The organism is Nocardia sp. NPDC023852 (assembly GCF_040639505.1).
Taxonomy (GTDB): Bacteria; Actinomycetota; Actinomycetes; order Mycobacteriales; family Mycobacteriaceae; genus Nocardia.
In genome coordinates, this window is the sequence record NZ_JBFAAB010000001.1 from 319441 (window position 1) to 332030 (window position 12590).

A 12590-nucleotide genomic window follows, 5' to 3' on the forward strand; every position below is an offset into this window, starting at 1 on the left:
GCAACGCTATGCGCACACGGTCGCGAACGCCGACCAGAGCACCGGTGAGTGCTCGATCCTGCCTTCGTCGCGCCACGCGGCCAGCCGCGCGCGCTGCCATTCGGCGAGGGCGGTCACCGGGTCGGGCTGTTCGTGCGCGGCGTCGATGGCGCAGATGGCCTGTTGGAGCGGGTGGGCCTCAGGTGGTGCGCCCGCGATGCGCTGAAAGGCCAGATCGGTCGGCAGCGCCCACCTGCTCGCGGTAACCAACTCGGCGCCGCCGTTGATCATGGCGGCGGTCAGGCCGAGCGCTTCGCTGAAACGCAGGTCGCCGCCACTCTCGCACGCGATCAGCGCTACCCGGCTCGGTATCGGCCACAGTGCCGGCCCCGCAACGGGTTCCGTATCGAGCGTGTGCGTGCCGAGGAGTAGGTCCTTGGCCGACAGCGGCCGGTGTGTGCGGGTAGGTGCGGCGAAGCCGACGGCATCGGCCGTGCAGGCCAGGTGAAGTTCGGCCTCCTCGCTCTGGCCGGATTCCGGGACCGCCGCGGTGACATGACCGACGTAGATCAGGCGGCTGGCGCCGTCGCTCAAGGCGGCGCCGAGCCAGGTGCGGTCGAGCTCGGTGCGCCGGAAGACCTGGACCGGGTCGTGCGCCGCGGGCCGCAGCCGACCGGCCGCGGCATAGCCGGCCATGCGTTGCGCGAGGGGGGTGTCCGCGGTCATCCTGCCCAGCACCGAGCCGAGCGTCGAGTCGGCGCGGAACCCGGGGATTCGCGGATCGAGGACCGCGACGACCGGGCCGGCGCGCGTTCGCGCCCAACTGCGCGCGACCCTGGCAGGTGCCTGCACGATGCCCGCGGGAGCGAGGAGACTGACGTCCGCGATATCGATCAGCCGGATATCGCGGTCCGGCGCGATCAGCTCCCACGGCACCTGGGCGACCCGGGGCGACGGTTGTAGCCGGATGTGCGGCCGTACACCGCGTTGAGACAGCTCGTAGAGCTGAGCGGCGAGGCCGTAGGGCAGGAGAGCTCGGGAAAGCGCCTGTGCGACAAGGTACTCGTTCTCGTAACTGGCGAAAGCACCCGTGGTCAGCGCACGTTCCAGGCCGCCGGACTCGGCGGGCCGCGGAAGCGCGGCAGCCAGCATGCTCACGGCCTGCATGGCCGCTTCTTCGGGCAGCACGCTCACGCCCCGAGGGGCGCTGTCGGCTACCCACCGCCACGACACGTACACGTCCCCTGCGTCCGCCATGCGGACGAGCACCGTCGGCCGTGTCATACCGTCAGCACCCGATCGTCCCGGATTACCCGGCCGTAGCGTTGTTCGGCGGCGGCGATGAACGGCGCCAGCGCGATCCGGCCCTCCGCGGCCAGCGCCAGGCGCGGCGGCGGCGCAACCGGCAGGCCCGCGCTCGCCGCGACACCGGCGAGGGCGGCGCCTAGCTGGAGTGCGGCGCTGCCCGGATGATCGCCGACATCCTCCGGCGGATCGAGCAATTCATAGGGAAGCCGGACCGGGTGGTCGTGTTGAGAGCGATCGATGTTCAACGTGGTTCCCGCGCACTGCGTTTCGATCAGATCGGCAAGGAGTAGGCCGTTGCCCGACAGGTGGGCGAAGCGGAACGCCAACCGCATGGCGGGATCGGCGATCCGGCGGTTCCACTGCTCGCGCTGGCTGCCGTTCGGCAGGGTATAGCGCACGGCGTCGATGGCCAGCGCGGCGGGAACGGCGAGATGCACTCCCTGCGTGAGCAGTTCGGCGGTCGGCGACTCGGTCGCGGCGATGGCATCCTCCACCAGGGTCGCGTGCCAGAAATCGAGCTGGGCGCAGTGCAGGCCGAGACCGCGCTCGGCGTAGGTCACGAACGCCGCGGCCAGCAGTTCTTCGCACTCGGCAAGACGGCCGGTCTTGAAGGCGACCGTGGACAGGCGCATGTGGAGGTCGGCGGCGTCGAGCACGGCGCCGGACTCGACGAAATACGCCAGGCTTCGACGATAGAAGTCCTGCGCCACCTCGAGCTCGCCTCGGCCCTCCGCGAGGAATCCCATGGCCTTGAGCCCGACTCCGGCCCGATAGCCGAGCCCGGCCCGCTCGAAATACTCCTGACTGGACCGCAGTGGCTGTTCCGCTTCGTCGTACCGCTCGTCGCGGACCAGCATGGTGGCGAGGTTCTGCTCGGTCTCGGCGACGGCGTTGCGGTCGCCTGCTTCTTCGAACGCGGCCAGTGCCTGCCGTGCGAAGTCGACGGCCAGGTCGCGGCGCCCGGTCTCGAAGTAGGTCGCTGCGAGGTTCATCAGCGGATGCCCGGCCAGACGCGGCGCGAAACGCAGTGCAGCGTCGAGTGATTCGGTGGCAAGCTCGGCGGCGTAGGCCCAGTTCTGACCATGCAGTGCGACCGCGGTCAGGGAAAGCAGACAGGCCACGCGTAGCACACCGAGATCGGTGTCGGTATTGTCCGCGAGCAGTGCCCGCGCCTGCTCCAGCGCCGCCCGCGCCTCGTCGAGTTCGCCGAGGTGCTGCAACGCTTGCGACATATTGACCAGTGCGTTCGGCCGCAATCGCGGTGCATTCTGTGGCATTTCGGCCAGAGCCGAGCGGTACAGGGCGAGGGAGGCGGTGTGGTCGCCGAGTTCGTCGGCCATGCTTGCCGCGTTGATGATAGCGCCGAGCCGGATGTCGCCCGTGGTCTTACCTGCGGCGTCCTCGAAGAGGCGTTTGGCGGCCGCCGCATCTCCGCGGGTGTAAGCTTCCGCGCCCGCGGCCAGCAGTTCGCGACCATCGTCTGGAGTCTCGTCGGCCACGTCAGAAATCCGAATCCGAGGCGGCGGCGGCGATTTCGGCGAGCAAGGGAGCTTCGACGGGGTTGTCGGACGCGTCGGCCGTGCGGCGCAGCCGCGCCGTGACCAGCTCGCGCACCTGCTCACGACGCGTGGCTGCGTCCGGCTCCGGCTCGTCCACGCCGACACCGGGCACGTAGATGTCCACGGTCACACCGGATTCCGCGCCTGCCAGGGCCGTTGTCGAGGCGTTCCAGACTTCGCCGTCGCGAGTCAGGGGTACCTCGGCGGCGTCGGTGGCGGTGCGGATCGCAGCGTGCGGATGCAGGTGCGGCGGCATATCCGTGGGCGAGAGCGGCGCGGCGACCGCGTGCACTCGCACGATCGTGCTGCCCGCCTCGCGCACTACCGCCCAGGACACCGCGCGCTCGGAGGCATCGAGCAGGCCGGGCGGGCATCGGCGCCAGTTCCACCCCCCGGTCCCTCTGGCCAGGACCAGTTCGCCATGCGCGGCGGTCGCGCGTCCGGCAGCCAACGCGTAGTCTTCGGCACGCGTCGCGACATCGGCGATCTCGCGCTCCTCGACCAGTTGCGCGTCCGCTCCGTCGACGATCAGCTCGCATTCCTCGCTCAACGCGGCGATCTCGTCCGCGAGCAGCTGGGCGTCGAGCGGCGCGATGCCGTCCAGGGTCGACGCGGGCCACCAGCGCGCCGCCCAGTGGGCGTAGCCGAGCCGCCATGCGCGTGCCGCGAGTTCCGGCAGTGCGGGCGCAGCGGTTAATTCCGGTTCGCCTCCGCCGAATTCGTCCAGTGCGATGGCCACCTCCGCACCGAACACGGCCCAGATCCAGTCCTGGGCGAGCGCGCGGTCGTCGATCACCGCCGCCGGCGTGATCTGTCCGCCGAGCAGGCTCCAGGTCAGATGTCCGCCCGCCACCTCGAGCACCAGCACATCGATCCCGGCCGCGCTGTCCAGCACCGTCGGCGCACCGTCCGGCGCGATGATCCACAGGCCGTCTCGATGCCGGATGCGTACGGTCGCGCTCATCAGCTCGCCCTCGATTCCGCCGCGTCCGGTTCACCAGCGCCCGCCCGCACACTGAGGGCCTGTTTGACCCGCGTTCGATGGTCCAGAATGACCGAGCGCGCCACGCCGTCGAGCAGATCCCACAGTTCGTCCGGATCGTAGATCGCGAACTCCCGGACATCCCTGCCGTGCAGACGAACCCACAGCCGCCGCAGGTATGGCCGCCATGGCGTGGTCAGCTCGGCGGCGACGGCCGCGAGCGGTCCGGTGGGCGCTCGGGCGTCGTCGTCCGCGCACACCACCAGCCGCCGCGCCCGCAGCACGTATGCCTCCCGCTGCCAGCGACTGTTGACCACCTGATGCGCCGCGGTCCGTACTATGCCGGAATCGGATTCGGCCAGGCGCAGATGCCGGTCGCTCGACGGTCGCTGCTTCCGGTGATCGATCGGCACCAGGCCGACCGCCAGCTCCGTCCCCACCGTCGCCGCGACGCGCAGCGACTCGTCGAGCAGCGCCCACGGCGCACAACTCCTGGCGATCTCGGCGGCGACCAGCTCCGGGATCGGCGGCAGCTCGGCGCGGTCGCTGGATGCTTGCAGGACGGTGAACACGCGCTCGTAGACGGTGCGGTCGAACGGCAGTCCCAACGTGGATTTCGAGGCGGAGGTTCCGATCGCGGGCTGTCGCGGCACCGGATGCGTGGTGAGGCCGAGTTTCCCTGCCGAGTACCCCGATTCGATCTGCCACAACCGAATTCCAGTGTGCGTTCCGGCATGTCTGGCGACGAGACCATCCAGCACGGGCTGCCCGTCGCCCGCGTCTCGGCCGAGCCGCGCGGCGGCGCAGGCATTCAGCAGGTCACGCAGCAGCGCCGCATGATTGCCGTTCGCCGGGCCGTGCAACGGCCGCCGCCGCCACGCGATGTCGAGCAGCTCGGTCAACTCCCGCTCCCGCGTGCGGTCGGCCAGGTATGTCTTCAGCGCCTGCGTCGTGCGGCCCGCGGCATACTCGTGGATATCGCGCAGCGTGGCCTCCGCGACGGCACGCGCCCGCGCCACCTCCGGCATGCCGGAGGTGGTCGCCAGCTCGAAGCAGCGCTGGAAGTACAGATCCTGCGGATGCCCCTCGGTGATCCGCAACGCCCGCCGGACCTGCTTGAGCACCGTGAACCAGGCCGCCGTGGCGCGCAGCACATCGGCCGCCGCCTGAACACGCGCCTCCAGCAGTACAGCACCGTCGGCCGTAAGGATGGCGCCCGCGCACAGCGGATGCTGCACGGGGCGGATCACCAGCGGGTCGAGCACGAGCTTCACGGTGCGACGCAACGGACCGCCGTGCGGGCCACTGAGCGGTTCTACGCCCTCGATCCTGCGCCACACCTCGTCGAGCACCATGGCGCGCGGTCGTCGCATTCGATTATTTTGCAGCGCCTGCGGCACTGTGTGTTCGCGGCCCCCTCTCGAGCCGGGCCGCGAACGGGCAGTGCTCGGTCTCGCTTCGTTCGGAAGCAGGGGTTGGGCTGATGTGTCGCGGGGGAGGTACCTGCGGCATCTGGATGTTCGCTGCCAATAGGCCGTGCGAAACCTGGGATCGGTAGGGAGCGAACCCTTCTTAGGTTTCTTGCATCGGCTCCACACGGGGCCGAACGAAACACAAAGGCCGGGGCGTCGCCCCCCGAACCACGAGGACACATCATGAACGCCACTTCGGTCCGCATCTCCTCCCTCGCTCTCGTCGCGTCCGCCGCCGTCGCACTGTTCGTCACCGGGTGCAGCGACGACTCCGGTAGCTCCCCCGCCGCGCCCGTGCCCTCTTCGGCCAAGGCGGGTCCGGCCGCCCCGGCAGCCAAGTCGATCGCGTCGGTGGACGGCAAGGCCTTCGATGCGAAGTTCACTACCACCTGCGCCAAGCAGGGCGGGACACTGGCGCTCGCGCTGACCGATACCGAAAACGGCTCCTACGGCAACCTTTCGGTGAGCGCGACCATCACCGACGCCGACACCGTGCAGGCGGTCGCGATCGCGGGCAGCAAGGGCGGTGACAACGGGCTGCCCTACGCGGTCGGCTTCGGTAATGGCATGCCGGGCGGCTCGGCGAAGGTCGTCAAGGACGGCAACACCTACAAGGTCACGGGCGAGGGCATCGGTGGCCCCGATCTGGCCAACCCGCTGGCCGGTCCGAAGTCGTCGAAGTTCGACATCACCTTCGCCTGCGCGACCATCGTCGGCGCCTGATCTCTTCCATGTCCCCTCTCACTCCGCGCCGTCATCCCGGTCGCTTCGCCGGGATGACGGGGCGCGATCGACCCGAACACATCGAACTACCGAGGAACGAACATGATGAAAAAGATCCGGTTACTCGCCTCGGCTCTCGCGGCCCTGATGGTCGGCTATTACGTCTACCACGCCGTGACCTACGTCCCGACGAGCGAATACGAACCCGCCGGAATGGGCTGGCTCGGCTTCGAGATGGCGTTGCCGATCCTCGCGTCGACCCTGATCGTGCTGGTCTTCGTGTTCACCGGTGAAGGCATCGTCGCCGCCTTCACCGGCCACAACAGCGCGGGATTCCGCGACGGCCTGACCGGCCTGGGCACCATCGAATCGTTCGCACAGACCGGGCTGACGCTCAACGATCAGCCGCAGATCCGCATCGAATTCCGCGTCGAGGGCGCGGACGGCAAACTCTTCCACTCCAGCGCGAAGATCATCGTGCCGATCACCCAGCTCGCGCTGCTGCGGCCCGGTGTAGTGCTTCCGGTGCGCTACCTGCCGGAGCGGACCGACAAGGTCGAGGTCGATCTGTCCGGCGACGCGTCCGCGGCGCAGCGGGCGATGAACGAGTCGCTGATCCGCAAGGGCATCACCACCCCGCACAAGCTCGACATCGCCGAGCGTGGAATCGCCACCCAGGCGGTGGTGCGGTCGCTGTCGGTCACTGGCACGATTCGCGACGGCCACTCCGAAGTCGCGCTCGGTTTGGTGGTCACCCGGCCGGACGGGTCGGCCTTCGCTACCCGGGTGACGAAATTCCTCGCGCCGGGCAGTGTCGGACAAGTGCAGGTCGGGCGCGTCCTGCGGGTGCACTACCTGCCCGAGAACGAGAGCGAGGTCGTCATCGCCCTCCCGGTCAATGCCTGATGGGCACAGCCGGACGAAATTCGTCCGCGGCCCCACGCCGGGCCATGCAGGTCGTGAGCATGCTGGCCGCCGCCAGCCGCCACAGCGAATGTCGCGTCGGTTCGAGATTGTCGAACGACGCGGCATTCGTTTTTTGCTTTTCGGTGGCCAGGCAATTCAAGGGTTGCCGAGTTGGGCGGCTGTTCACCTTGTCGTCTTTTCCGGATTGTCCGGATGGTCTACCGTGCGGGTCGTCGGTCCAACCCAGGAGTCGCCGTGAGTCTTCAGCCACTCGCCCTCTTCGTGCAGCACGACGGCAAGTCGTCGCGCGCCGCCGTGACGTGTGCATACAAGTGCGCGAACGCGTGCTTCCACGAGGTGCCGAACACGTCCGCCGGTGCGTACTTCGGTGACATCGTCGGCTCGCTGAACCGGCGCGGGTTGATCAAGGGCGGCGCGGCCGCCGTGCTCGCGGTCGGCGCGGGCAGCGCCCTCGCGGCCTGCGGCGACGACAGCGAGCCCGCCGCGGCGGTGTCCACCTCGCCTGCAGGTCCGCCGGGAACCGGGACCGACTTCACGGCCGTCGCACCGAACAAGGAAGACGCCGTGGTGATTCCGGACGGCTACGAGCAGTCCGTCGTAATCCGCTGGGGCGATCCGTTATTCGCCGACGCGCCTGCGTTCGACTTCGACAAGCAGACCGCCGCTGCGCAGGCCAAGCAGTTCGGCTACAACAACGACTTCGCCGCCCTGCTGCCGATCGAGGGTGTAGCGAACAGCTATTTGCTGGTGGTCAACCATGAGTACACCACCTCCCCGCACATGTTCCGCGGCTACAACAGGGACGCACCGACCGACGAGCAGATCGCGATCACCATGGCCGCGCACGGCCTGACCGTGGTCGAGGTGAAGGGCGAATCGGAGTCGGGCAAGCTGGTTCCAGCTTTCGGCAAGTACAACCGCAGGATCACCGCGACAACCGAGTTCGAGCTGACGGGTCCGGCCGCGGGCAGCGACTTGGTCAAGACCTCGGCCGACCCGACGGGTACCAAGGTGCTCGGCACCTTCGCCAATTGTTCCGGCGGTCTTACCCCTTGGGGCACAGTGCTTTCCGGCGAGGAAAACTTCAACGCATACTTCGCCAACGGCGACAAGGTGACCGAATCCGCCGCTACGGCGCGACTGAAACGGTACGGCGTCGCCGCGGGCAAGACCGTCAACCAGTGGGAGCGGGCGGACAAGCGTTTCGATCTGGCACAGGAACCCAATGAGGCCAACCGATTCGGCTATGTCATCGAGGTCGATCCGTGGGATCCGACTTCGACGCCGATCAAGCACACGGCGATGGGACGGCTCAAGCACGAGGGCGCCACCATCTACGTTACGAAGAACGGCGATGTCGTCTCCTACACCGGCGATGACGAAAAGTTCGACTACATGTACAAATTCGTGTCATCGCGCAAGATCCAGCCGGGCACCGGTGCCGCGAGCATGCGGCACAACCTGACCATCCTGGACGCGGGCACACTGTATGCCGCGAAGCTCGACGGCGATCACGCGGACAAGATCGACGGCACCGGAAGCAAGCCGTCGGACAAGGGTTTCACCGGGACCGGCCAGTGGATTCCGCTGCTCGAGACGGGCGCGGATGGCAAAGGCACGTCGCTGGTCGAGGGCATGAGTGCCGAAGAGGTCGCGGTGTTCACCCGGCTGGCCGCGGACAAGGTCGGTGCGACCAAGATGGACCGCCCGGAGGACTTCGAGGCCAACCCCTACACCGGCAAGGTGTACGTCGCGCTGACCAACAATGACAACCGGGGCGCGGCGGGCAAGCCGGGCCCGGATGAGGCGAACCCGCGCAATCTGAACAAGAACGGCCAGGTCCTGGAGATCGAGGACAACCACACCGGCACCACGTTCACCTGGTCGCTCCTACTGGTCTGCGGCGATCCCGTGGCCGCGGACACCTATTTCGCCGGATACGACAAGGCCGAGGTCAGCCCGATCTCCTGCCCCGACAACCTGGCCTTCGACCCATACGGCAACCTGTGGATCTCCACCGACGGCAACGCGCTGAAGTCGAATGACGGGTTGTTCTCGGTCGTCCTCGACGGCCCGAACCGCGGCGAGACCAAACAATTCCTTACCGTCCCCCGCGGCGCGGAGACCTGCGGCCCGGTGGTCACCGAGTCGCGGGTCATCGTGTGCGTGCAGCACCCAGGCGAGGCCGACGACGCGAGCCCGGAAAACCCGCTCTCGCACTGGCCGGACGGCGGAGCCGCTCAGCCGCGCCCGTCGGTCGCGGTGGTGTGGAAGAAGAACGGCGGTCGAGTGGGCGCCTGAGACCGAAGGGGCGTCCTGTGCTGTACCGGGGTCCCGGTAGTAGTCGCCGAAAAGCTTTGGGCCTCTTCACCGGTGTGGTCAGAGATCTCGTCGCACCACATGGCATTCCTTAAGGGAGGCTCAGAAGTTCAACGCAGCCTTGCGACTCGAAGGCGCGATCGGGGAAAACTTGTCTATGGCGACAGACGACGCGGGCAACCGACTCGAGGACTGGCTGCACATGAGTGGCGCCCTGGAGTCTATGGCGGGCGACCTGGTGCCCGAACTTGACGATGTCACCTTCGACATGTCGATCGACGCATTGCGCCAGCTGGATGAATACATCGTCGACTGCGGCTATCCGAGCTGGTCTGGAGAAGACGGGAGCCCCGCCCAGATCATCGCCAGACATCTCGGCGACACGCTGATCCGAGTGGCAGGCGGGTCGTGGGAATGGGATCCGGAGGCCGATCCAGTCTACTTTCCCGAGGGACTACCGTTCGTTTTGCCGGACCCCTCGCTCGACTTGGCACCGTTTTCACCGACGCAGGCGATCAGCGACGCGTACCGGGCCAACGACGGTATCCAGTTCGCCGGGCTCTATCGGCGCTGGGAGCGCGCAGCGAAACAGGCGAGCAAGAATCGGCCGCGGAAGCCGTCAACGAAACGAGCGATCAACAACCGGCCGCCGTGGTGGCATCGCAGTATGTCAGACGGCCTGGTCTCCTGGGTGCAGGGGCGCGTCGATGCTTTCCCGGGGTGGGTGGAATCCTGGTCACCGGAGCAAAAATGGGACTTCTCGCCTGATTCGCTGTCGGCATTGGAACAGCTGGTACGCCAGACCACACCGACCGAGGCGGTGCTGAACCGGGATGATTCCTACGACGATTTCAGGGAGGGCGCGGTCTGGTACTGCGGTGAAATTTTCCGTCGGGGAATCAACGGACGATGGACCGGAATTCGCAGCAAACCCTGCATCGAGCCTCTTGGGCAACAGAAACGGACCGAGTCGAGGCAAGATACCAGTTGCACGCCCGGCGACGCACTGGCCGTCGCACTCCAGGAACCGGGATACCTGACTGCGCACTACGCCAATTGCGTCGATGTCGGAGCCTGGGTGTCCAAGCAAGAATTGGAGTTTCCGGCCTGGATTGCCCGCTATGGGACCGGTGTAACTTGGGATTTTTCGGTCGTGTCACTCGATTCGCTGGCACTGGTGCTGTTTCGGAACTTCGCCGCCGCGAGAGACCTGGAAGCCCCGGAGCACAGGGAATTCAGCGAAGGCGCGGTCTGGTACCTGGGCGAGGCCGTGCGACGCTACGAGCCGCCGCACTGGAGGTGGTGCTACCGCGAAAACGAGCACCCCATCCGCCGCTTCCAACTGTGGTCGCCGTATGACACGGCTGAAAAATTCAGCCCGTATGTCCTTCTGGACGGCATGCTGAGACGTGGCAATCCCCTGGAACTACGACGGGTGCTGCCCGGTGCGAAGGTGCAAGACAAAGATCATCACCGGCCGGACCTCGATGTAGCGGGCTTCGATGGCTGGGCGTGGACCGGTCGCGACTGGGTGCAGCAGAGAAATGCCTGGGTGAACTCGATTGCAGGGTTGCTCGAAAACCTCAGGACAACCTACCTGCCTCGCGACATCGTGTTGGACTTCTCGTCCGAATCGCTGCGACGGGTGGCGGAGGTCGCGGTGGACCATCCAGGCGAACAGCCGGAGTTCCTCGAGGGAGTAGCGGCATATCTGGGGGAGATGCTGCGACGAGCCGGACGCGGTTGCTGGACCTGGACGGACAAGCCGATGCTGGACTTCGGGGCCATCGACACGGTGTCACCGATGGAGTTGGTGCGATTCGCGCGGGAAATGCGAGACGCGCACATTCTGACCCGGGTCTACGAGACCCGGCACCGGACTATCAGCACCGACTGGCCGACGAATCATTCGATACCCGACATCAGACCGCGTCCGACAACGCCGAGACTCTGCGACAGGTGGTTGGCCGAACGAGAACGGGAGTTCCCGGACTGGGTTGCCCATTTCGGCTCGGGCTACAGCTGGGGCTTCTCCCGGGACTCGCTGGATGCCTTGGCGGAAGTCGTGTTACGCGTGGTGTCGGGGCGCCAGGACCCGTTCGACGCTATCGAGTACGCGATGCTGTTGGATGGCGCGACATGGTATTTGGGCGAGACCATGCGTCGCGTCAAACCGTCGATATGGGACGACAACCTGCAGCTGAGCGACCTCCAACGGCTCCGGCACGGCGGCCCGTACTGCCCGGCCCAGAATTTGCGCAAGATGCTGCACCACGGCGATCCCACGATCTTGCGACGCGAGCACGATTGGTGGGCGTTGGACCAGATGCGTGCGCGGGTGGAGGAGGTCACCAGGTGGCGTGAGAGCCGCCGGGGTAGGCGGGAACGGCCGTACGCCATGCATCTCGCATCGTGGACAGCCACTTGCGAGCAACGTTTTCCGACCTGGGTCGAGCGCTACGGGGGTGGTTTTACCTGGGATTTCTCCCCGGAGTCGCTCGACTCGCTGGACGTGGTGATCCGCCGGACCACCCGCACGCCGGCGGATCTCCTGGTAGACGGGCAGAACGCAGCGTTCCTGAACGGGGCCGCCTGGTATCTCGGTGAGGTGCTGTGCCGAGGCAAGGATATGCACTGGCACTACAACGGTCGCTGGATGATGGATTGCTATGTCAAAAAAGAGGATTCCAATATATGGCACACACCTGCCATCGAACTGGCCCGGGTATTCGAGAACTTCGGCCAAGGCGTGCTCCGACGACTGGTGTTCGGCGGTGAGGCGACGAGTCCCACCGATGGTGCGGCGATCGTCCAGCCGGATCGCATGAGCCAGTGGCTGTCCGAACGCCTCGCCGCCTTCGCGGGCTGGACAGCCGAGTACGCGCCGGATGGTCGATGGGACTTCTCGCGGGACTCGCTGATCATGGTGGAAGAACTGGTGCACCGGGTCACGCCCACTGTGCAGCAACTGAACGCACCGGCCAACAGCCGATTCCACGACGGCGCCACCTGGTACATCGGCGAAACCTTCCGCCGTGGGCTGGGTGGTCGATGGAGCCTGCAGCGGACCGAACGCAACATTCCACACCTGGTGAATCTCGGCCCCACACGCACGAAAGCCGCGCCAGTCATTCTGCTCGAGGTCTCGCTCGAACACCAGCCCACACCCCGCACGCTCCTTCGAAATCACTTCGACAACCTCGCTCGCGGCCACGCCGCTCACTAACGGAGCCGACCACCACCCCGCCTGCACAGCTCGAACCACACGGCGAGGAACCTGCCTGCCGAGGGGCGCACTGCAGAGACAATGGCGTGATTCGG

The 12590-nt window shown here is 66.9% G+C and carries 8 protein-coding genes; 4 read left to right on the forward strand and 4 right to left on the reverse strand.

What is annotated here, in order from left to right; genetic code table 11:
- Positions 1-6: 6 nt before the first annotated feature.
- From AB0H00_RS01425 to AB0H00_RS01440, 4 genes are read right to left on the reverse strand one after another with little or no spacing between them, the layout of a single operon-like run.
- Complete coding sequence (locus tag AB0H00_RS01425) at positions 7-1263, reverse strand: CHAT domain-containing protein (protein ID WP_357259006.1); 1257 nt, start codon at positions 1261-1263, stop codon at positions 7-9.
- Entirely contained in the window at positions 1260-2786 is a 1527-nt protein-coding gene (locus AB0H00_RS01430) for a tetratricopeptide repeat protein (protein ID WP_357259008.1), read from the reverse strand. The genes AB0H00_RS01425 and AB0H00_RS01430 overlap by 4 nt, the downstream gene beginning before the upstream one ends.
- Before the next feature lies 1 nt (position 2787).
- Positions 2788-3810: a hypothetical protein gene (locus tag AB0H00_RS01435; RefSeq protein ID WP_357259010.1), complete on the reverse strand. Its 1023-nt coding sequence runs from the start codon at positions 3808-3810 to the stop codon at positions 2788-2790.
- The gene (locus AB0H00_RS01440) at positions 3810-5183 is read right to left on the reverse strand and encodes a hypothetical protein (RefSeq protein WP_357260361.1); all 1374 of its coding nucleotides are present in this window, start codon (positions 5181-5183) and stop codon (positions 3810-3812) included. The genes AB0H00_RS01435 and AB0H00_RS01440 overlap by 1 nt, the downstream gene beginning before the upstream one ends.
- 300 nt (positions 5184-5483) lie before the next feature.
- Here AB0H00_RS01440 and AB0H00_RS01445 point away from each other — a divergent pair, with 300 nt between their 5' ends.
- The 4 genes from AB0H00_RS01445 (at position 5484) to AB0H00_RS01460 (ending at position 12495) form a co-directional block, all read left to right on the forward strand.
- The gene (locus AB0H00_RS01445; protein WP_357259012.1) at positions 5484-6023 is read left to right on the forward strand and encodes a lipoprotein LpqH; all 540 of its coding nucleotides are present in this window, start codon (positions 5484-5486) and stop codon (positions 6021-6023) included.
- A gap of 105 nt (positions 6024-6128) precedes the next feature.
- On the forward strand, positions 6129-6929 hold the full coding sequence (locus AB0H00_RS01450; RefSeq protein WP_357260363.1) for a hypothetical protein: 801 nt from the start codon (positions 6129-6131) through the stop codon (positions 6927-6929).
- A gap of 255 nt (positions 6930-7184) precedes the next feature.
- The gene (locus AB0H00_RS01455) at positions 7185-9251 is read left to right on the forward strand and encodes a PhoX family phosphatase (protein WP_357259015.1); all 2067 of its coding nucleotides are present in this window, start codon (positions 7185-7187) and stop codon (positions 9249-9251) included.
- Positions 9252-9426: 175 nt separating this feature from the next.
- Positions 9427-12495, forward strand: a complete 3069-nt coding sequence (locus AB0H00_RS01460; protein WP_357259018.1) for a hypothetical protein — start codon at positions 9427-9429, stop codon at positions 12493-12495.
- Positions 12496-12590: the final 95 nt, after the last annotated feature.